Raw genomic sequence first — 20,640 nt, forward strand, 5'->3', positions numbered from 1 at the left:
CAGGAGGCGGTCGGGTGAGGGCCCCGCCGCCTCGGGCGGGGCTCGCGGTCAGATCTTCAACTGGCCGTAGCGGACGCTGGTGCGACGGCGGATGATCATCTTGTTCGACTGCTTGCGACGACGACGGGTCTTCCCGCCCTTCGCCAGCACGCCCGTCGGCGACTGCGGCGTGTGGCCCTTCGACCGACCTTCGCCGCCGCCCATCGGATGGTCGACCGGGTTCATCGCCATGCCGCGGACGTGCGGCCGTCGGCCCAGCCAGCGCTTCCGGCCGGCCTTGCCCAGGCGGATGTTCATGTGGTCGGCGTTCCCGACCACGCCGATCGTCGCCCGGCAGGTCGACGGGATTCGGCGAACCTCGCCCGAGGGCAGCGTGATCTGGGCCCAGTCGCCTTCGCGGGCGGTGAGCGTCGCCGAGACGCCGGCCGACCGGCAGAGCTTGGCCCCGCCGCCGGGCTGCATCTCGAGGTTGTGGATCGACATGCCGGTCGGGATCTTCGACAGCGGCAGGCAGTTCCCCAGCTTGGGCTCGGCGTCGGGGCCCGAGGCGACGGCCATGCCGGCCTTCAAACCTTCGGGGGCCACGATGTACCGCTTCTGGCCGTCCGGGTAGACGATCAGCGCGATCCGGGCCGAGCGGTTGGGGTCGTATTCAATGTGGGTCACCTGGGCGACCTGGCCGTCGCGGTCGTTGCGCCGGAAGTCGATGATCCGGTACATCCGCTTGTGGCCGCCGCCGCGGTGGCGGGCCGTGATGAAGCCCTGGTTGTTCCGGCCGCCGGTCTTCTTCAGCGGTTCGGTCAGCGACTTCTCAGGCTTCTTGTTCTTGTCGGTCAGTTCCGAGAAGTCGGAGACCGACGCGTTGCGGCGGCCCGGACTGGTCGGCTTGTAGTAGCGGATGCCCATCGCTTATTCCTCTCGAGGGGACTGGCCTGCGGCCGGCGCCCCTCGCTCGTCTTCGCGGCGTCGGTGGTCCCGGGGGGCGGGCGACCGGGCCCGCCGCGTCCCATCCTTCAGCTGATCAATAGAAGTCGATCCGGTAGTCGTCGTGGAGGGCGACGATCGCCTTCTTCCAGCTCCGGGTGCGGCCCTGCTGGAGGCGGACCCGCCGCAGCTTGCCCTTGCGGTTCTGGGTCCGGACGTCCTTCACCTTGACGTTGAACAGGGCCTCGACGGCCTCCTTGATCTCCGTCTTGCCGGCGAGCTGGTTGACCTCGAAGGTGTAGGCGTTGTGCCGTTCCGAGAGGTGCGTCGCCTTCTCAGTGATCAGAGGCCGGACGACCACCTGGTGGGGGTCGAGGGCGGGGCCTTTACGGGTGTAGGCCGGAGCCCGGCGGAGCGTAACCATGGAATCAGGCCTCCACGGCGCGACGCGCCGGCTGGGACTTCACGCGTTCGATCAGGGCCGCCAGCGCCTCACGGGTGAGGATCAGGTAGCGCTGCTTGAGCACGTCGTAGGTGTTGAACTCGGCGACCGGCGCCACCTGCACGCCCTCGATGTTCCGGGCGCTGCGGTAGAGCGTCGGGTCGGCGGCGGGGAGGCCCAGCAGGATCGAACGGCCTTCCAGGGTCCGCCGCGAGGCGACGGCCTTGGTCTCGCCGACGGCCTCGGCCGCTTCGGCCTCGGTCAGGTCGGGCCGACGGATGGCCTTGAGGGCCTTGGCGACCACCTGGGTCTTGGGGGCGTCCAGCTTCAGGCCGTCGATCACCAGCGCCTGGCCGTCCTGGAACTTGGAGAGCAGGGCCATCCGGACGGCGGCCCGCACGGCCCGCTTGGGGATGCTGTAGCGGTAGTCGCGGTTGCGGCGGGCGAAGGCGACGCCGCCGCCCTTCCGCTTGTTGGTCCGCTTGGCGCCGGCGCGGGCGTTGCCGGTCCCCTTCTGGCGGAACAGCTTCTTGCCCGACCCGGCGACGTCGGCCCGGCCCCGCGTGTTGACGGTGCCGACCCGGCGGGCGGCCAGGTGCATCAGGACGACGTCGTGAAGGAGCTGCTTGTTGACCTCGCCGCCGAACGCGGCGGGGTCGACCTGCTCGTCGCCCACTTTGGCGCCGTCGACGTTGTAAACGGGAATCGTCAGCATGGCGGTCGCTTCCAATTTCGGAGGGTCCGGTCCGCGAACCCGGCTCAGGCCTTGTTGGTCTGACGGACGGTCAGGTAGCCGCCGTTGGGGCCGGGAACGGCGCCGCGGAGCAGCAACAGGTTGTTGGCCGGGTCGATCCGGACCACTTCGAGGTTCCGCACGGTCACCTGGGCGTTCCCGAACTGACCCGGCTTGCGGATGCCCTTACGGGTCCGCGACGGGTCGGCGCTGGGGCCGGAGGAGCCGGGATGGCGGTGCATCCGCTTAACGCCGTGGGTCGCCCGCAGGCCGCGGAACCCGTGCCGCTTGATGACGCCGCTGAAACCGCGACCCTTGCTGGTCCCGGTGACGTCGACGTTCTTGATCTCGTTGAACACCTCGACGGTCAGCTTGAGGCCCGGCTGCACGTCGACGGCCGACTCCTGGCGGATCTCGCGGATGTACCGCTTGGGCTCGGCGTCGACCTTCTTGGCGTGGCCCCGCTCCGCCTGGGTGGCGTTCTTCCGCTTCTTGTCGTCGAAGCCGAGCTGAACCGCGTGGTAGCCGTCGACCTCGTCGGTGCGGACCTGAAGCACGGTGCAGGGGCCGCACTCAAGAACCGTGATCGGGACGGCGGTGCCGTCCTCCTGGAAGATCTGGGTCATGCCGATCTTCCGTCCCAGCAGTCCCACTCGCATCGTCGAACTCCGTGTGCAACCGGTGGCGGCGCTACCGCCGGCCGATGCCGGGGCCCGAAGCAAGTGCTTCCGAGACGCCGGCGGGCCTCGCGGCGAGGCGTGTTCCAATTCAACCTGGGGTGGGGAGGCGGGCTTCGGCGGGAGGGTCGCAGCCAGGCTTATCGGCGATCCCTAATCCGGCGTCGGGGCTGTCTCTCGGCCGAGGGCCGATTGAGGCGTCCGACGCGTCCGGACGTGCACGTACCAGTCGTACGCGGTCCGGGAAGCCATGAACCCGAAGCGACGACTTTACCAGCCGCCGCCCGGAATTTGCAAGCGTTTCTTTCTTTTATACCGCTCGCTCGGCCCGGGCGCTCAGGCGCCGGCCGGCGAGGCCTTGATCTTGATGTCCACGCCCGCGGGCAGGCTCAGCTTGTTCAAGGCGTCAATGGTCTTGTTCGTCGGCTGAACGATGTCGATCAGTCGCTTGTGGGTCCGGATCTCAAACTGCTCCCGCGACTTCTTGTCGATGTGCGGGCTGCGGAGCACGGTGTACCGCTCGATCCGCGTCGGGAGGGGGATCGGTCCGTGCACGATGGCTTCGGTCCGCTTCGCCGTGTCGACGATGTCTTTGGCAGACTGGTCCAGGATGGTGTGATCGTATGCTTCCATCCGGATCCGAATGCGTTCGTTGCTGATGCCCGCCACCGCAATCACGTCCTTCCCGAAACCCGGCCGACCCGGGGCGAGTCCGTCTCGCCCAAATCGCACGTCACGCAGGAAAGTAAGAGTGTATCGCGACCCCCCCAGGGCGTCAACGGCCGGCATCGCCCTTTTTTCATGGAATTTTCGCTGCGACCCTCACGCGGAGCTCTCCATCACGCTTGGCATCGTGATCGTTCCACTTGACGCGGCGGCGTCTTACGTTTCGAGCAGCCAGTGGGCTCGACGGCCCGCGGAATGGATCGAACACCAGGAGCCTCGCGATGTTCCGGCCCCGCTTGTCGCCCGTCTGGGTCCATCCGTCAGCCCCTCGCGCCGCCGCCAGGCCGGGCCGTCGGCCGCGGCTCGTGGCTCGGGCGGAGGCCCTGGAAGCCCGAGCGTTGTTGACCACCTACACCATGCCTCTGGTCAACAACACCCACCTCGACGCCTCGAAGCATCCCGTCTACGTCGGCGGATTCTCGACGGCGAGCGGGCTGACCCTGCAGCCGGGCGCGACGGCCGGGCAGTTGGTCTTCGGCCCGGCGGGGAACACGGATCTCGAGGTCGACAGCTATCCCGTCGGCGGGGGCGCCGGCCAGTTCAGCTCGATCGTCTTCGACTCTTCGCAGCCCATCGACGGCGGCCGGATCTACTTCTACGTGATGGGTACGAACCAGGCGGGGCCGACCTTCCCGTTCGGGCAGCAGCCTTCGTATTCTTCACAATACATGTTTGAGTACGTCGAGCTGACCGAGCCCGCGACCGGCGGCTTGCCGACCATCAACCTCTCGACGGTCGACGCCTTCAACTTCCCGCTCACGCTGACGCCTCATAACGCGGCTGGGGACTACCTCGGCCAGGTCGGCCAGCCCTTGCAGGGGGCGAGCGCTAACCGATCGGCGATCGCCAGGGCGTACACGGCCTTCATGACCGTGCCCGGGCGCGAGGCCTACAAGTCTCTCAAGGTGGACGCCTCGCAGCAGCTTTTGAACCCATACACATACCTGATGCAGACCTCCGGGACGAACCCGCTCCCGTCGAAGACCACGGACCCGCTGAACACGGTCTTCGACACGTCTCTGAATACGCTCTTCGCCTCGAGCGGCTGGAGCGTGACGGGCTCGGACGGGCACGTGTACGTCGCGAAGAAGGGGACGTATCAGTACGGGAGCTTGCGAAATCCCGTCTTCCCCTGGCGACTCGTCAAACTCGAGGGGCTGGAGTTCAAGGGGAACGGCGACAAGCTACACGTCTTCAACCCAGTGGGCGTGAACGTGGCGGTCGGGGCCAACGGCCAGGCCATCACAGCGAGCACGACGCTTCGCTCGACGCCCGCCTTCCTCCGAGGGAGGGCCCGGGGCGGGCTCCGAGGGGAGAACTCCGCGCAGTTGAACAAGATCACGCTCACGAACGCCCCGGCGGCGGGAACGCTGGAAGTGGGGATGTACGTCTTCGGTCAGTATTTCGACCAGAAGGACGGCAAGGCGACCAACTACATCACGGGGATTTCCCGCGACTGGTCGGGGAACACCGTGGTGACGCTGAAGCACGCTCTGCCGTGGGCCGTGACCAACGATCAGGTCGTTTTCTCGCCAATCCCCGACCTGTCGATCATGAAGGCGTCGAGCGGGGCGATGACCTTCGGCGCTTCGGGCTTCTTCGCCGACGCCGCGACTCAGGGCGTGACCGGAAGCGAGGCCACGGTCCTGCTGAACATCGAGAACCAGATCGACTCGGCCCTGAACCGAGGTGTGGCCGTCGTGCCGAGCGTCCAGGGCATGCCGGGCCCGTTGACTCCCTCGCAAACGGGCTACGCCAGCCAGTACTGGGGGACCGAGTCCAACTGGTATCCGGCGAGCCAGACGCAGAACGAGTTTGCCCTCTTCATGCACACCGCGACCATCAACAACTCCGCGATCTTCGTCCGCCCGACCAATCCGGCGTCGACGAAGACCGGCGCCCCGATGGGAATGGCCTACGGCTTCAGCTACGACGAGAACCCCGGCCCCGTCCCCCCCGCGCCGGCCGGCCAGGCCCAGGTCCCCTCGAAGTTCGACCCCGTCCCGTCCGCGACGACGACCATCACCATCACACTGGGGCCGTGGTGATTTCGGTTGACGACGCTGGCCCAGCCTCTCGGTGTTCAGACGATGATGGCGGTCCCGACCGAACTCGTCCCCGAGGTGCGAGCCTTGCTGGCTCGTAAGAAACAGGGGGCTTGATCTTCAACCACAAAAGCTGGGGGGGGTCGTAGGCCCACATAGGCCGCCGATCGCGCGACACGCGTGCGGCTATCCCGCGACCGCCTTTTTCACCTACGACGATTTTCGACTTCGGACTCGCCCCCCACGAGCCAGTGGTCGGGAAGAACGTAGCATGACAGCCCGCCGAGGTTCCGTCAAAGCTCGTTACACATTCCTCCCGAACTGGATGTCCAGCGTCCGCAGATACGTCTGCAAGCCGGCGTCCTGGATGGGGAGGAGGTAGGCGGGGACGCCGGACTCGTTGTAGTGGGAGTGCCAGAGGCCGGGAGGGGTGACGAAGGCCGAGGCCGAATGCCAGTCCACGCGGATTGGGTCGACGATTCGGCCGTCGGCGCCGAGTTCCTGGCCGACGAGGGTGTAGCAGCCGGGCTTGGCGTCGAGGATCAGGTCGAGCGCCACCGACTGGTGCCGGTGCGGGGCCTGCACGGCGGCCACCGGGAGGATGCCGAACATCGCCCAGAGCGTCGGCGTGACGGTCCGGGTCAGCGGGCACGATTTGTTCGCCAGCAGCACGCTGACGCGGTTGCGGTTCTTGGCGTGGGGGTCGGCCTCGGCCCTGGCGAGTTCGGCCCTGGCCTCCGCGGCGGGGTAGAGGGTGGGGCGGAACGTGGGGGTCTCCACCTTCGCGCCCAGGTAGCGAACCATCGGCTCGTCGTGGACCCAGTACAGCGCGGCGTCCTCGTCGGCGAAGTGGACCGCGTCGTCGCCGGCCGGGAGCGTGACGAAATCGCCGGTGCTCCACGGGAAGACTTTGGCGCCGAAATCGGTCCGCCCCCGCCCACGCATCACGTAGTAAAGCTGTGACGACGCATTCGGCCGAACGCGGATCGACTCGCCCGGCAGGATGTGCATGAAGCTGGCGAGCAGGCTCGGGCTCGTCGCCGGCCCGGGCTGGCCGAGCTTCTCGCTTAGGTCGAGCGGGATGATTCCCGTCGGTCCCTGTTCGTGCAGCGAGGCGGGGAAGTCGGCGAACGGGATCGGCGGAATGATCCCCGCGCCAATGGGGTCGGCGGCGCGGCTGTACTCGAAGTACTGGCCGTCGCGCGTCAGTTCGCTCACCTCGTCGGCCGTCTTCTCGCGAGTCGTCGTGGCCACCATGTTCGACCTCCTCCCGGGCTGGAGAGTTTCGCCCCCTGCGCGTCGCAGGACCTGGCCCGCGTTCCCGCTCGGCGGCGACACCTTCAGCATATCGCGACCGCCCCAGGATCGAGTAGGCGTCTCGATGGATCTCCCGACTCCGGCGCGATACCCTCAAGAGAGACCAACCCATGACGCCTGTCCGATGCGCCAGTTAGAAGCGGGGGAATCCGCGATGTCCATCCTCCCCAACGACGCCCCCGAATTCGGCGCGGCCGATTCGAAGAAGGCTCCGACGCCGCGGCGTCGACACAGCCTCGTCGACTACTTATGGCTGCTGGCTCTGCTCGTCGTCCTGATCGCCATTCTGTTGCCGTCCCTGCGGCTCGGCAGCCCCACGATGGTTCGGCGATCGCAGTGCATGGGCAACTTGCGAGAAATCGCCAGGGCCCTGAACGCCTACGTGATGGAACACGGAGCCTTGCCGCCGGCCTACACGGTCGATGCGGACGGCCGTCCGTTGCATAGCTGGCGCACGCTCATCCTCCCCTATCTCGGCCAGGGATCTCTCTATGAGTCGATCGACCTCGCGAAGCCCTGGAACGACCCGGCCAACGCCAGGGCGTTCGAGACGCCGCTGCAGGTCTACCAATGCCCGAATCTGGCCGGATGGCTCTCGAACAAGACCATCTACCGGGCGAGCGTCGGCCCTCACGCCTTCTTGCGTCCCGCCGAGCCGCGACCACTCGCTACGATCACCGACGACAAGGCGACGACCCTCGCCGTCATCGAAGTCGACCACGAAAGCGCCGTCCCCTGGATGTCGCCCGAGGACGCCGACGAAGCCATCATCGAGGGCCTCGGGGCCGACTCGAAACTCGTGCACCCCGGCGGCCTGCACCTGACGACGGCCGACCGTTCCGTCATCTTCGCGTCTCCAGAACTCCGGCCCGATCTCCGCCGGGCTTTGATCACCGTCGACGGCGGCGAGGCCGTCTCACGCGACCTGCTCATCCGGTGATCGTGTTCGCTGGCCCGGCCGAAAGCCCCCATGGATTTCCCCGCCGACGTGGTGGATCCTCGAGAGATAAACTACATTTGTAAAACTAGCTCCCGCTCAGAGAAATCACGCTCATGTCCACCCTCTCCGGCTACGACCCCGATTTCCCCGAGGTTCCCAACGAGTCCTCGGGCTCGGGCTGCCGCGGGTTGGTCGTCCGGTTTCTCTTCATCGTCTGCGCCCTCGTGCTTCTGTCCGCGCTCTTGCTGCCGGCCTACCGCTCGGCGCGGTGGAACGCGAAGCGGGCGCAATGCCTCAGCAACATGAAGCAGATCATGCTGGCCCTGAACAACTACGCCGAGGACCAGGGCTCTCTGCCGCCCGCCTACTCGGTCGACGCGAACGGCCGACCGCTGCACAGTTGGCGGACGCTCATCCTCCCCTATCTGGAACACCGCGAACTTTACGACTCGATCGATCTCAAGAAGCCCTGGAACGATCCGGCCAATGCGAAGGCATTCGAGACAGTAGCCAGCGTTTACGACTGCCCGTGCATCATCGTCGATCCTGCGTATAGCTGCCCGGAGCTGCGCGGCAAGTCGTGGAACAAGACGGTCTACCGAGCGAGCGTAGGCCCGCACGCCTTCCTTCGGCCCACGGAACCGCGACCGCTCGCGACGATCACCGACGATCCGGCCTGGACGCTCTCGGTGATCGAGGTCGACCAGGCGAACGCCGTCCCCTGGATGGCCCCGGAGGACGCCGACGCGGCGATGATCCTGCGGCCTGGGGCGGACTTGAAACTCCAACATCCCGGCGGCGTCAACGCCGCTTTCGCCGACGGTTCCGCCGTGTTCCTCAAGACGACCGTCGCGCCCGAAGTCCGCCGGGCCATGATCTCGGTCGACGGCGGCGAGGCCGTCTCGCGCGAGCAGGTCATCAAGTAACGATGAGCCCGGCGCAATCCAAAAACCCCTATGGATTTCGTCGTTGACGTGCGGTACTCTCGGGAGTGCGCAGCGACATCTGTAAAACACAAGGTCGCACCCAGGGGACTCCGCCCATGTCCACCTTCCCCGGCGACGATCCCGACCTCCAAGAAATCCCCAAGAAGGCCGCCGGATCAGGCCGAGGCCGCCACATTGCGGCTCTCGTGGGAGCGGCCGTCGCGATCACGCTGATCGGGTTCTTGCTGCCGGCCGTGAGCGCGGCGCGTGAGGCGGCGAGACGCTCGCAATGCGTTTGCAACCTCAAGCAGATCATGCTGGCCCTGGTGAACTACGCGGACTCCGAGGGAGCGCTGCCGCCGGCCTACACGGTGGACGCGAACGGCCGGCGGCTGCATAGCTGGCGAACGCTCATCCTGCCCTACCTCGAACAGCGCAGCCTTTACGAATCGATCGACCTCTCGAAACCCTGGGACGACCCGGCCAACGCCAAGGCGTTCGCGACGCCGGTGATGGTCTACTCGTGCCCCAGCACGACAGCTCCGCCGACGAACGCCACGGTCTACCGGGCGAGCGTCGGCCCGCGCGCCTACCTGCTGCCCACGGAACCGCGACCGATCTCGACCATCACCGACGGAACCGCGTCGACGCTCGCGATCGTCGAGGTCGCTTTCGAGAACGCCATCCCCTGGATGTCTCCCGAGGACGCCGACGAGGCCATGATCCTACGGCCTGAGCCGGACTCGACTCTCCAGCACGTCGGCGGTCTGAACGCCGGGATCGCCGACGGCAGCATCCGGTTCCTCAAGGCGACGATCAGGCCCGAAGTCCGCCGAGCCCTCATCTCGGTCGACGGCGGTGAGACGATCCGGCCGATCGACGGCGTCGACACGATCAAGCCCGTCGACGACGGCCAGATGCTCAAGCCCGAAGAGTGGTGACAGGCCCGTGACTCTCCCTTCCAGCAACGATCCTGAGTTCCGCGACCCCGCAAAGGCGAAATCCGCCTCGCGCGGTCGATCCTGCCTGATTCAGGCCCTCCTGACCACGGCGATCCTGGCGTTGTTGGTCGCGCTCATGCTGCCGGCCGTCCGAACAGCGGGCGAGGCGGCGAAGCGTTCCCAGTGCGTCAACAACCTGAAGCAGATCATGCTGGCCCTGCACAACTACGCCGATGTCTACGGGGCCCTGCCACCGGCCTATACGGTGGACGCCGACGGCCGACGGCTGCATAGCTGGCGCACGCTCATCCTGCCGTTCCTCGAGCAGAACGACCTGTACCAGGCGATCGACCTGGCGAAGCCCTGGGATGATCCGTCCAACTCGAAGGCGTTCGCGACGCCCATTCACCCCTACTGGTGCCCCAGCGCGGACGATCCGCCGACGACCAGCACGGTCTACCGAGCAAGCGTCGGCCCGCACGCTTTCCTGCGCACCACCGAGCCGCGACCGTTCGCGACGATCTCTGACGGAACCGCGGCCACGCTCGCCGTCGTCGAGGTCGCCCCCGAAGACGCCGTCCCCTGGATGAGTCCGGAGGACGCCGACGAGCCTCTCATCCTGAAGCTCGAGCCCGACTCGAAGCTCCAGCATTCCGGCGGCGTGAACATCGGCTTCGCCGACGGCAGCGTCCGATTTCTCAAAGCGACCATCCCGCCCGCCGTCCGCCGGGCCCTGATCACCGTCGACGGCGGCGAGGCCGTGAGTTCCGATCAGTACTGACGTGCGAACATTCCTCGAACTCGACCCACAGCGGAGCCAGGCCCGTGCCCCTCCCTCACAACGACGAAACCATGTTCCGCCACGAAGATCAGATATCACGGGGCCCGCGCCGAGGTGTCCGGCAGTTCGGAGCCCTCGCGGGACTTGCTGTCGCTCTGCTGGCGATCGCGCTCCTTACGTCGGCGTTCGTCGCCCAGGGACTCGAATCCGCGCAACGCGCCCGCTGCGCCCACAACCTGATGCAGATCATGCTGGCCTTGGAGAACTATTCCCAGAGGCATGGGGCACTTCCTCCGGCGTACACCGTAGACGCAAACGGCCGCCGACTCCATAGTTGGCGCGCACTTATCCTGGACGCACTCGACTCCAGCAACGCCTACAACTCGATCGATTTCTCGAAACCCTGGGACGACCCGGTGAACGCTCAAGCGTTCGCGGAGCCGTTGAGCGTCTTTCATTGCCCGAATCTGACCGACTTGCCCGTGAATCGGACCGTCTACCGGGCAATAGTCGGCCCGCGCAACTTCCTACTCCCCACCGACCCACGGCCGCTCGCAACGATCACCGACGACAGAGGGACGACCCTGGCGGTCGTCGAGGTCGCCGCGGAGGACGCGGTCCACTGGATGGCACCCGAGGACGCCGACGAAGCGATGGTCTTGAAGCTCGGAGGCCACGCGAAACTCCCGCATGCGGACGGCTTTATCGTCAGTTCGGCCGACGCCGGCATCCATTTCCTCAAGGCGACGACGAATGCCGAGCTTCGCCAAGCTCTGATCTCGGTCGACGGCGGCGAGATCGTCGACTCGAATCCGTATGAACGATCGTACGACTTTCGAATTCGACTCGATAAGAGACCCAGACGATGACCCTCCCCACCGGCGACGATCCCGAGTTCCGCGACGTCGCGAAGGCGAAGCCTGCCCCTCGGCGACGCTTTCTCCTCAGCGAGGCCCTCCTCGCGATCGCCATCCTGGGAGTGTTGATCGGGCTTTTACTGCCGGCATCCCGCTCCTCGGGAGAAGCGTCGAAACGCGCGCAGTGCCAGAACAATTTAAGGAACATCATGCTGGGCCTGAACGGCTACGCCGAGGCCCACGGCGGCGTCCTTCCGCCTGCGTACACCGTCGCTCCTGACGGGCGTCGCCTCCACAGTTGGCGGACGCTCATCCTGCCGTATCTTGATTTGGCCGACATTTATCAGACCATCGACCTCTCGAAGCCGTGGAACGACCCGGTTAACGCCAAGGCGTTCGAAACCACCCTGGCTATCTATCGCTGCCCATCCGCCTACGATCGGCGATCGAACAGGACGGTCTTTCGCGCGAGCGTCGGCCCGCACGCCTTCTTGCGGCCGACCGAGCCGCGCACCATCGCCACGATCACGGACGGTCAGGCGTCGACCCTCGCCGTGGTCGAGGTCAGCCCCGAGGAAGCGATGCCCTGGATGTCCCCGGAGGACGCCGACGAGGCCATGATCGAGGGCCTGGGCTCGGGTTCGAAGCTCCAGCATCCCGGCGGGCTGAACGTCGGATTCGCCAACAGTAGCGTCCGGTTCCTGAAGGCCCCTCTTACGCAAGAAATCCGCCGGGCTTTGATCACAGTCGACGGCGGCAAGGCCGTGAGTTCCGATCAGTATTGACGTGCGATCTCGAAGAGAGGCCGGCTCGATGTCCATCCTCCCCGCCGACGACCCCGAATTCCGCGACCTCGCCAAGAAGCCAGGCGAGATCTGGGCCGGCAGGGTCGTCAAGATCTCCATGGCGGGCTTTGCCTTGCTCTTCACGGCGGCACTCGCCCTGCTATTGCTGGCGGCGATCCTCTTGCCGACGATCCGATCGGCGGAGCCCATCCGACGCGCCCAATGCGCCGGTAATCTGAGACAGATCATGGTTGCGCTGCAGTCCTACGCCAACGATTACGGTGCTTTGCCGCCGGCTTGCTCGGTCGACGCCCAGGGCCAGATCTTGCATAGTTGGCGAACGCTGATTCTTCCCTACCTGGGCGAGGAGGATCTGTATCGGTCGATCGACCTCTCGAAGTCCTGGAAGGACCCGGCGAACCAGAAGGCTCGGGAATCGGCGGTCGCCGTCTACCAGTGTCCGGTGCATGGCGTCGGAGAGGGCTGGACGACGAGCTACCTGGCGTGCGTCGGGCCCCACGCGTTCTTGTTGCCCACCGAACCCCGCCCCCTGGCGACAATCACCGATCCCCCGGATTCGACTCTTGCGGTGATCGAGTGCATGCCGCATGAAAGCGTCCGACATCTCGAACTTCCCTGGACCTGGATGGCCCCGGACGATGCCAAGGAGGGAATCGTCATCGGCCTTGGTCCGAACACGAAAGCCCGGCGCCGGGGCACGCTCAATGCAGCCTTCGTCGATGGGAATGTAAGGTCCCTCAAAGCGCCGATCGAGCCTTCGTTCCACACGGCCCTGCGATCGGTCGACGGCGGCGAGACGATCAAGCCCGAGGAGTGGTAACAATTCCAGACGCCGACCTCGCCCGAAACTCCCGCAGTCGCTCGCGGATCTCGAACGCCGCCAGCGGGGCGAGCCAGCTCAGCCAGGTCGCGAGCGGGTCGTACCACGGGCCGACGGGGCCCAGGACGGTCCCCAGGCCGCCGAGGACTCGCAGCACGACGGCCGAGCAGAGGAGCAGATAGCAGCGCCACATCCATCGGCGATGCTGGATGCATCGCCTTCGCGTCGCGGCCCTCACGCCGAGCGCCGCGGTCGCGGCCGTCGCGAACGCCAACCCCGCGAGTCCCACCGCCGCGACCGGGCCCGCCGCCGCGTACCAGGCCATCCAGAGGCCGCTCGGCGTCGTCAGCAGCAGGATCAAGGCCACCTGGGTCCAACCGATCCGCCGATGCCATTTCGGGAAACGCATCCGAAACCGGTCGTTCACCAGCCACAGGCCCAGCAGCAGCGTGATCGGCCCCGCGACGATGTGGGTGTAGAAAGCCCAGCGATACGCGCCCCAGAAGTAAGCCTCGCGCCCTTCCAGGAAGCCCGTCGAGAAATCGGGCGGGACGTAGCTGCGATAGTTCCCGATCGTCACCGCGACGATTTTCAACACCAGCGCGACCGCAAGCACGCCAAGCACGCGCCCTCGGGTGACGACCTCGCTCGGGTGGAACGTCGCCAGACTCAACGGTCAGCCTCCTCGCGGATAAGGGCCTCGGCTCGGCTCTGTCCCCGTCGCCAGAGCGGATGAGAGCAGCAGCATGGCGAGGCAGCATCGCATGACGGCGGTCCTTCCCGAGAGGCGACGCCCTTCGCAAGGTCCGGGAACGGGGCCTTCATTATCCTCGACGGCGGACGAGGGTGCGATCATGCAGTCCGCACCCAAAACCCGGATCTTGACGATCGTCGCGGAAGCCGTCGTGCAAGGATCTCGGGCGGCTCTTCAGTCCGGCGCCCCGATTGCGTCTGGGTCAGGACATGCCCCCGGATGGGCGTCCGTCCGGGTCGTTCCGATGCATTTCGACGGGAGCCGAAATATGTTCCGCACGCTCGCCGCCTTGCTCATCGTCGCCTGCGCCTCGTCCGCCCAGGCCCAGGGGATTCTCAACCGCGCCGGGGAGGCGCTCGACAACGCGGGGAGGACCATCCGACAGGGGGTGGAGAACGCCGTCAACCGGACCGAGGTCGCCGTTCAGGAACGGGACCTGGCCGCGTCTGTGGTCCATCGCGTTCGCAGCGACAAGCGACTGACTTCCTCGACGATCCAAATGGAAGTCCGGCCTGATGGCTCGGTCGTGCTCCGCGGTTCAGTGATCGACGCCGCAGCCCGGAAGACGGCCGTCGAGTTGGTTGAGAACACGATCGGCGTCACCACCGTCGTCGACGAACTGGCCCTGATGAAGGACGTGAAGGTCATCGAGGCCAAGCCGACCACCACGATCATCGAAACCAAACCGCCCGGAACCGTCATCGAGAGAACGCCGGCGCCGAAGGTCATCACCTCCAAGCCCGTCGCCCCGGCCCAGCCGCCGGTCGTCATCGAGCCGCCGGCCACCGTCAAGCCGTGATCCAACGGCTGATCGTGCTGGTTCGCGATCACAGCTTCCAGGACGGGCGTTGCACCCACGGCCAATTCGGGAGCGACGCCCGTTTCGCTTTCCTCCACCAGTCGCTCGCCGGCGCAAACCCGAAAACCGCCACAACCCAAGCCGCCCGCTCCACCGGCGTTCAGCGAACGTCCGACCGCCGAACAGGTTTGCGGGTTATGAGTACCATCATAATAGAAGCCTTGGATTTCGACGGCTCATTGACAATTCGACAGGCAGGAAAGTGCGCGGCGAACCGCAGTCAAGGCGACCGAACGAAGCCAAAGCTTCGGCCGGCCGCAACCCGCCTCAACCATTAGCTTTAACGTTGAATGCAAAGCCAATTCCAGGCTGCGAACAGACCCAATCGAAGTCAATCTTCCTCGTCGGCGGAGGGATCGGAGGGCTGGGGGAGGCGTCCGGTTCGGACGACGTGGGTGAGCATGGTCCTGGCGCGGTCGGGCCAGGGGGAGGCCTGAATCGCGGCGACGGTTTCCTCGACCGGGTAGGGGATGCGCTTCAACTCGACGCGGCCGTCCTCGATCACCGCGTAGGCGGCGCGGGGGTCGCCGTCGCGAGGGAGGCCGACGCTCCCCGGATTCACCACCAGCTTGTCGCCGACCTTCAACTTGAACTGCATGTGGGTGTGGCCCACGCAGATGATATCGGCGTCGACGGACTCCAGCCGACGGGCCCACGCGGCCTCGTCGCGCAGGAGGTACTCGTCCAGGGGGTCTCGGGGCGTGGCGTGGACCAGCAGGAATCGCCGGTCGCCCAGGGTCACCCGCTGAGTGACGGGGAGTTGCAGCAGATACTTCCGCTCCTCGGCGTCGAGGGCGTCCCACTGGTCGGGGCGGGTGGCGCGGGTCAGATAGCGGAACCCGACCTCGCCGCGGACCGGCACCTCCTGGGCGACGCCGTGGTCGTGGTTCCCCCGGACCGAGTAATCCGCATGGGTCATCGCCCAACGGATGCACGCCGCCGGCTCTGGCCCGTAATCGACCAGGTCCCCCAGGCAGAAGCAGACGTCGTGCGGCTCGTCGATCGCTTCGAGGGCCGCACGATTGCCGTGGACGTCGGAGACGACGAGGATCCTCATCCGACCTCCTCGGATGAGAACCCGAGGGCGTGTCCGAGTCCACAACGGCCTTCCCCCCTTGAGGGGGAAGGTGCCCCGAAGGGGCGGATGAGGGGTGGAGATCCAGGAGCTTGAGAGTTCAGAACGGCTTCGAGCCGTCCGGCGCCGGTCACCCCCTCAAGGAGAGCAGACCGCTTGGCGACGGCTCCGATCGATGCAAGATCGTTTGCGCGATCTGGGCCGGTCGTCCCCCTTGGCATCATCCGATCCATTGTTCGTACCAGAGCTGGAACATGAGCAGCGTCCAGAGGGGCTTGCGATGGTCGCGCGAGCCGTCGCGGTGCTCGGCGACTCGGCGGGCGACCTCCTCGGGACGGAAGAGGCCCTGGGCCCGGATGCGGTCGGGGTTCAGGAGGCGGTCGACGAGCGGGGTGAGCGGACCTCGCAGCCAGCGGGCGACGGGAATGCCGAAGCCCTTCTTCGACCGCCTGAGGATCGAGTCCGGCACCCGACCCACCGCCGCCCGTTTGAGCAGCCGCTTGGTCGTCCCCTTGCCGTACTTGTACGACGAGGGGAGCGAGCGGATCTCGTCCACCAGGTCGGCGTCGAGAAACGGGGCCCGGACTTCCAGGCTGCAAGCCATGCTCGCGCGGTCGACCTTCGTCAGGATGTCCTCGGGGAGGTACGTCTCCTGGTATAGCTCCAGCGAAAGCCCCAGGGGGTCGCCGGGAATCTCAGCCGCGATCCGGTCAGCGAGAGCCTGATGCTCGGCCTCGACGTCGAGCGGCCCGTCGATCAGCAACCGGCCCAGCTCGGGACCGGAGTATGAGCCCAACCAGCGCTGGTGGGCCAGGGCGGGGGCCTCGGCGGCCCCTCGGAGGAACTGCTTGAGCTTGAAGTCGAACGAGAAGTTGCGGTGGTCCACCGGCAAGCGGCCGACGGCCGCCTCGGCCAGCGCCCGGGCGGGGCGGGGGAGGCTTCGGAAAACGCGGGCGGCGCGCTCGGCCTTGAAGGTCGGATAGCCGGCGATCAACTCGTCGGCCCCGTCACCGCCGAGGGCCACCGTGACGTGCTCCCGGGCGAATCGGCTCAGCAAATGCGTGGGGAGGATCGAAGCGTCGCCGAACGGTTCGTCGAGCCAGCCGGCGACCTGAGGCAAGAGGTCCATCATTTGCTCGATGGAGAAGACCCGCTCATGGTGATCGGTCCCCAGGAACTTCGCGACCTCCCGCGCCGGGCCGCTCTCGTCGAAGCTGGGGTCCTCGAAGCCGATCGAGAACGTATGGACGTTCGCCGCCGGCTCGACCTCGCAGAGCGCCGCGGCGACGCTCGACGAATCGACGCCCCCCGACAGGAAGACCCCCAGCGGGACGTCGGAACGCCGATGCCGGGCGACCGAGTCGCGGAACGAGCCCCAGAACCGCGAGGCCGCCTCCTCGAAGGACGGGGGCGACGGATCACGCGGGTCGCCGGCCCTCGGGAAGAACCGCGAGACCCGGACGCGGCCCTCCTCCCAGACCAGCACATGCCCGCGCGGGAGCTTCTTCGCACCCCGCCAGATGGAATAAGGCGCAGGCACATACTCATAAAACAAATAACGGGCCAGGCCGTCGCGATCGAGTTCGCGGGAGACCTCGGGATGCTTGAGCAGAGCCTTGGGCTCGGAGCCGAACGCCAGACCGCCGCCGGGAAGCTCAGCGTAGTAGAGCGGCTTCTGCCCCATGCGGTCGCGGGCCAGCACCAGCCTCCGCCGGGGGCCGTCCCAGATCGCCAGGGCGTACATCCCGTTGAGACGCTCGACGAACGCCTCGCCCTCCTCCTCGTAGAGGTGGACGAAGGTCTCAGTGTCGCAGCGAGTCCGATAGCGGTGGCCCTTCGCCTCCAGGCCGGGCTTGAGGTCGGGCTCGTTGTACAGCTCGCCGTTGTAGACGATCCAGATCGAGTCGTCCTCGTTGGGCAACGGCTGGGCGCCGCCCTCGACGTCGATGATCGAGAGCCGCCGATGCCCCAGGGCCACCGGTCCCGCGACGTGCACGCCGTCGCCGTCCGGGCCGCGGTGGGCGAGACTCGCGGTCATGGCCTCGATCGTCGACCGATCGGCCTCTCGCCCGCCCCCGTTCACGAATCCCGCGATCCCACACATGCCGCCGCCGGCTCCTTCGCCCGCATCCCGCCTCGCCGTCGCTCCCGCCGGTTCAGCGTAACTCAAGCCTTCCATCGCGGGAAAGACGTGGATGCAAGAACACGACGCGATAACTGGACATCCGAACCCTCAACCCTAGAATGATCCGATGAGCACCGGCGACCTCCTAAAACCGACCGACGCGGGCCTCTACTGCGAGGTCGGCGACTTCTTCGTCGATCCCCGGCGGCCCGTGCCGCGGGCCGTCGTGACGCACGCCCACGCCGATCACGCCTGCTGGGGATGCGGTCGGTATCTCTGCTCGGCGGAAGGTCAGGGGGTGCTTCAGATCCGGATGGGCCGCGAGGCCGTCGTGGACTCGCTCCCCTACGGCGAGGCCGTCGAGATCAACGGCGTGCGGGTCTCGCTCCACCCGGCGGGGCACATCCTGGGCTCGGCGCAGGTGCGGCTGGAGCATCGGGGCGAGGTCTGGGTCGCCTCGGGGGACTACAAGGTCGAGCCCGACGCCACGTGCACCCCGTTCGAGCCCGTCGCTTGCCACGTCTTCGTGACCGAGTCCACCTTCGGCCTGCCGATCTACAGGTGGCCCTCGCAGCAGTCGGTCTTCGACGAGATCAACGCCTGGTGGCGGGCCAACCGTGAGGCCGGCAAGGCCAGCTTGCTGCTGGGCTACGCCCTGGGGAAGTCGCAGCGGCTCCTCTCCGGGCTGGACCCGTCCATCGGCCCGATCTACACGCACGGGGCCGTCGAGAAGCTGAACCGGGCCTATCGCGAGGCCGGCGTCGCCCTGCCGCCCACCGCTTATGCGGGAACGGCCGCGAAGGGCAAGAGCTGGGGAGGCGCGATGATCGTCGCCCCTCCTTCGGCACAAGGGACGCCCTGGGCCCGCAAGTTCGGGCCGGCCTCGACGGGGATCGCCTCGGGCTGGATGACCATCCGGGGGACGCGGCGGCGCAAGGCCCTCGACCGCGGCTTCGTCCTCTCCGACCACGTCGACTGGCCGAGCCTGCTGGGCTCGATCGCGGCCACCGGCGCAAGCCGCGTTCTGGTCACCCACGGTTACACGGCGGTCGTCGTCCGCTACCTGCGAGAGCAGGGGCTCGATGCGGAGATCCTCGCCACTCGCTACGAGGGCGAGGGAGACGCCCAGGATCGCGCCGAGGTCGACGCGATGGAGACCGAGGCTGAGGCGGTAGAGGAGGCGTCATGAAAGACTTCGCCCGCCTGTACGCAGACCTCGACGAGACGACCCGGACCGGCGAGAAGGTCGAGGCGCTGACCCGATACTTCGCCGAGGCCCCGCCGGCTGACGCCGCGTGGGCGGTCTACTTCCTGATCGGCCGCAAGCCGAAGCAGGTGGTGCCGTCGAAGAAGCTCCGCGAGTGGGCGGCGGCCGAGGCCGGCGTGCCCGACTGGCTATTCCAGGAGTCGTACGACGCGGTCGGAGACGTGGCCGAGACCGTCGCGCTCCTGCTCCCCCCCTCGGAGAAGTCGACCGACCTACCGTTGGCCGAGTGGGTCGAGAACCGGCTCTTGCCTCTCCGCGGGGCCGACGAGGAGACGCAGCACGCCGCAATGCTCGAAGCGTGGGGGGCCATGGATCGTCCCCAACGCTTCGTCTGGAACAAACTCATCAGCGGCGGCTTCCGCGTGGGGGTCTCGCAGCAGCTCGTGACGCGGGCGTTGGGGAAGGCGGGTGGGATCGACCCGGCGGTCGTCGCGCACCGTCTGATGGGCGACTGGGAGCCGAGCCCCGGTTTCATCGCACGCCTACTCGCGGCCGAATCCGACGACGCCGACCACTCGCGTCCGTATCCCTTCTGCCTCGCCTACGGCCTGGAAGCAGAGCCCGAGACCCTGGGGCCGCTCGAAGATTGGATCGCCGAGTGGAAGTGGGACGGCATCCGATCACAGCTCATCCGTCGCGGCGGCGACACCTTCCTCTGGTCTCGGGGCGAGGAACTGGTGACCGACCGTTATCCGGAGCTTGCCACGTTGGGCGCCTTCCTGCCCGAGGGAACCGCGATCGACGGCGAGATCCTGCCGTACCTCGACGGCGCTCCGCTCCCGTTCGCGCAGCTCCAGCGGCGGATCGGCCGCAAGACGGTGGGGAAGACGATCCTGGCCGAGGTCCCCGTCGTACTGATCGCCTACGACCTGATGGAGATGGACGGCCGCGACCTTCGCGCCGAGCCCTTCGAGTCCCGGCGCACGCGGCTGGCGAGTCTGGTCGAGAAGGTCGCGCAGCCCAACCGGATGATCCTCTCGCCTCTGGTCGTCGCCGACACATGGGAGGCGACGGCAGCGGCCCGGCTCCAGGCGAGGGACCACCATGCGGAAGGCTTGATGCTCAAGCGCCGGGGCTCGCCGTATCATGTGGGCCGCAAGCGGGGCGACTGGTGGAAGTGGAAGGTCGATCCCTTCACCGTCGACGCCGTCCTCACCGCAGCCCAGCGCGGCAGCGGCAAGCGGGCGAGCCTCTACACCGACTACACCTTCAGCGTCTGGGACGACGACCGCCGACTGGTCCCCTTCGCCAAGGCCTACTCCGGCCTCACCGACGCGGAGATCGCCCAGGTCGACGCCTTCGTCCGCCGCAACATGGTCGAGAAGTTCGGCCCTGTGCGGACCGTCAAACCGGAGCTCGTCTTCGAGCTGGCCTTCGAGGGCATCCAGCGCTCGCCGCGGCATAAGTCCGGCATCGCCGTCCGCTTCCCACGCATCCTCCGCTGGCGTCACGACAAGCCGGCGGAGGAGGCTGATTCGCTGGAGTCAATCCGCGCCATGCTGCCGGGAGAGGAGAAGTGAACTGGACGATCGATCGCGGCCTCAGGGCCACCGACGACGTCACTTCTCCCCACGGGCGAGGGAGAAGGTTTGGGGCGCTCCTTACGGAGGGCCCTTCCGAGCCTG

Annotated in this window: 20 protein-coding genes; 11 read left to right on the top strand and 9 right to left on the bottom strand. The window is 67.1% G+C overall.

Features of this window, described 5'->3' with window-relative positions; all coding sequences use genetic code 11:
* Positions 1-48: 48 nt before the first annotated feature.
* The 5 genes from rplB to rpsJ all read right to left on the bottom strand — a co-directional run bounded on the left by rplB (position 49) and on the right by rpsJ (position 3,445).
* Positions 49-906 carry a 50S ribosomal protein L2 gene (gene rplB, locus G5C50_RS12735; protein ID WP_165069771.1) on the bottom strand — a complete coding sequence of 286 codons (858 nt, stop codon included), beginning with the start codon at positions 904-906 and terminating at the stop codon, positions 49-51.
* A gap of 115 nt (positions 907-1,021) precedes the next feature.
* A complete protein-coding gene (rplW, locus tag G5C50_RS12740) occupies positions 1,022-1,348 on the bottom strand; it encodes a 50S ribosomal protein L23 (RefSeq protein ID WP_165069774.1) in 327 nt (108 codons plus the stop codon).
* A gap of 4 nt (positions 1,349-1,352) precedes the next feature.
* On the bottom strand, positions 1,353-2,081 hold the full coding sequence (rplD, locus tag G5C50_RS12745; protein ID WP_165069776.1) for a 50S ribosomal protein L4: 729 nt from the start codon (positions 2,079-2,081) through the stop codon (positions 1,353-1,355).
* A gap of 44 nt (positions 2,082-2,125) precedes the next feature.
* On the bottom strand, positions 2,126-2,758 hold the full coding sequence (rplC, locus tag G5C50_RS12750) for a 50S ribosomal protein L3 (protein ID WP_165069779.1): 633 nt from the start codon (positions 2,756-2,758) through the stop codon (positions 2,126-2,128).
* A 354-nt stretch (positions 2,759-3,112) separates the two neighbouring features.
* On the bottom strand, positions 3,113-3,445 hold the full coding sequence (gene rpsJ / locus G5C50_RS12755) for a 30S ribosomal protein S10 (protein WP_165069781.1): 333 nt from the start codon (positions 3,443-3,445) through the stop codon (positions 3,113-3,115).
* Between the two features lie 278 nt (positions 3,446-3,723).
* On the opposite strand from rpsJ, the gene G5C50_RS12760 reads away from it, so the two are divergent.
* Complete coding sequence (locus G5C50_RS12760) at positions 3,724-5,550, top strand: glycoside hydrolase 64/thaumatin family protein (RefSeq protein ID WP_165069784.1); 1,827 nt, start codon at positions 3,724-3,726, stop codon at positions 5,548-5,550.
* Between the two features lie 300 nt (positions 5,551-5,850).
* On the opposite strand, the gene G5C50_RS12765 is transcribed toward G5C50_RS12760, so the two are convergent.
* Positions 5,851-6,804 carry a cupin domain-containing protein gene (locus G5C50_RS12765; protein ID WP_165069786.1) on the bottom strand — a complete coding sequence of 318 codons (954 nt, stop codon included), beginning with the start codon at positions 6,802-6,804 and terminating at the stop codon, positions 5,851-5,853.
* Between the two features lie 214 nt (positions 6,805-7,018).
* Here G5C50_RS12765 and G5C50_RS12770 point away from each other — a divergent pair, with 214 nt between their 5' ends.
* The 7 genes from G5C50_RS12770 to G5C50_RS12800 all read left to right on the top strand — a co-directional run bounded on the left by G5C50_RS12770 (position 7,019) and on the right by G5C50_RS12800 (position 12,935).
* Positions 7,019-7,804 carry a DUF1559 family PulG-like putative transporter gene (locus tag G5C50_RS12770; RefSeq protein ID WP_165069789.1) on the top strand — a complete coding sequence of 262 codons (786 nt, stop codon included), beginning with the start codon at positions 7,019-7,021 and terminating at the stop codon, positions 7,802-7,804.
* A 113-nt stretch (positions 7,805-7,917) separates the two neighbouring features.
* Complete coding sequence (locus G5C50_RS12775; RefSeq protein WP_165069792.1) at positions 7,918-8,730, top strand: DUF1559 family PulG-like putative transporter; 813 nt, start codon at positions 7,918-7,920, stop codon at positions 8,728-8,730.
* Positions 8,731-8,846: 116 nt separating this feature from the next.
* Positions 8,847-9,671, top strand: coding sequence for a DUF1559 domain-containing protein (locus tag G5C50_RS12780; protein WP_165069795.1), 825 nt, complete (start codon positions 8,847-8,849; stop codon positions 9,669-9,671).
* A 7-nt stretch (positions 9,672-9,678) separates the two neighbouring features.
* Complete coding sequence (locus G5C50_RS12785; protein WP_165069798.1) at positions 9,679-10,452, top strand: DUF1559 family PulG-like putative transporter; 774 nt, start codon at positions 9,679-9,681, stop codon at positions 10,450-10,452.
* A 44-nt stretch (positions 10,453-10,496) separates the two neighbouring features.
* A complete protein-coding gene (locus tag G5C50_RS12790; RefSeq protein ID WP_206107670.1) occupies positions 10,497-11,321 on the top strand; it encodes a DUF1559 family PulG-like putative transporter in 825 nt (274 codons plus the stop codon).
* A complete protein-coding gene (locus G5C50_RS12795) occupies positions 11,318-12,094 on the top strand; it encodes a DUF1559 family PulG-like putative transporter (RefSeq protein WP_165069804.1) in 777 nt (258 codons plus the stop codon). The genes G5C50_RS12790 and G5C50_RS12795 overlap by 4 nt, the downstream gene beginning before the upstream one ends.
* A 28-nt stretch (positions 12,095-12,122) precedes the next feature.
* Entirely contained in the window at positions 12,123-12,935 is an 813-nt protein-coding gene (locus G5C50_RS12800) for a DUF1559 family PulG-like putative transporter (protein WP_165069806.1), read from the top strand.
* On the opposite strand, the gene G5C50_RS12805 is transcribed toward G5C50_RS12800, so the two are convergent.
* Positions 12,916-13,608: a DUF2306 domain-containing protein gene (locus tag G5C50_RS12805; RefSeq protein WP_206107671.1), complete on the bottom strand. Its 693-nt coding sequence runs from the start codon at positions 13,606-13,608 to the stop codon at positions 12,916-12,918. The two genes, G5C50_RS12800 and G5C50_RS12805, sit on opposite strands and share 20 nt — an antisense overlap.
* A 349-nt stretch (positions 13,609-13,957) precedes the next feature.
* On the opposite strand from G5C50_RS12805, the gene G5C50_RS12810 reads away from it, so the two are divergent.
* Positions 13,958-14,488, top strand: a complete 531-nt coding sequence (locus tag G5C50_RS12810; protein ID WP_165069809.1) for a BON domain-containing protein — start codon at positions 13,958-13,960, stop codon at positions 14,486-14,488.
* 391 nt (positions 14,489-14,879) lie between these two features.
* On the opposite strand, the gene G5C50_RS12815 is transcribed toward G5C50_RS12810, so the two are convergent.
* Complete coding sequence (locus G5C50_RS12815; RefSeq protein WP_165069812.1) at positions 14,880-15,605, bottom strand: metallophosphoesterase family protein; 726 nt, start codon at positions 15,603-15,605, stop codon at positions 14,880-14,882.
* A gap of 238 nt (positions 15,606-15,843) precedes the next feature.
* Complete coding sequence (gene asnB, locus G5C50_RS12820; protein WP_240907067.1) at positions 15,844-17,793, bottom strand: asparagine synthase (glutamine-hydrolyzing); 1,950 nt, start codon at positions 17,791-17,793, stop codon at positions 15,844-15,846.
* Positions 17,794-17,875: 82 nt separating this feature from the next.
* Between asnB and G5C50_RS12825 the strand changes: the two genes are divergently transcribed.
* The gene (locus G5C50_RS12825; protein WP_165069815.1) at positions 17,876-18,937 is read left to right on the top strand and encodes a ligase-associated DNA damage response exonuclease; all 1,062 of its coding nucleotides are present in this window, start codon (positions 17,876-17,878) and stop codon (positions 18,935-18,937) included.
* Positions 18,934-20,535, top strand: coding sequence for an ATP-dependent DNA ligase (locus G5C50_RS12830; RefSeq protein WP_165069817.1), 1,602 nt, complete (start codon positions 18,934-18,936; stop codon positions 20,533-20,535). Before G5C50_RS12825 ends, G5C50_RS12830 begins: the two co-directional genes overlap by 4 nt.
* Positions 20,536-20,640: the final 105 nt, after the last annotated feature.

The organism is Paludisphaera rhizosphaerae (genome assembly GCF_011065895.1).
GTDB lineage: Bacteria > Planctomycetota > Planctomycetia > Isosphaerales > Isosphaeraceae > Paludisphaera > Paludisphaera rhizosphaerae.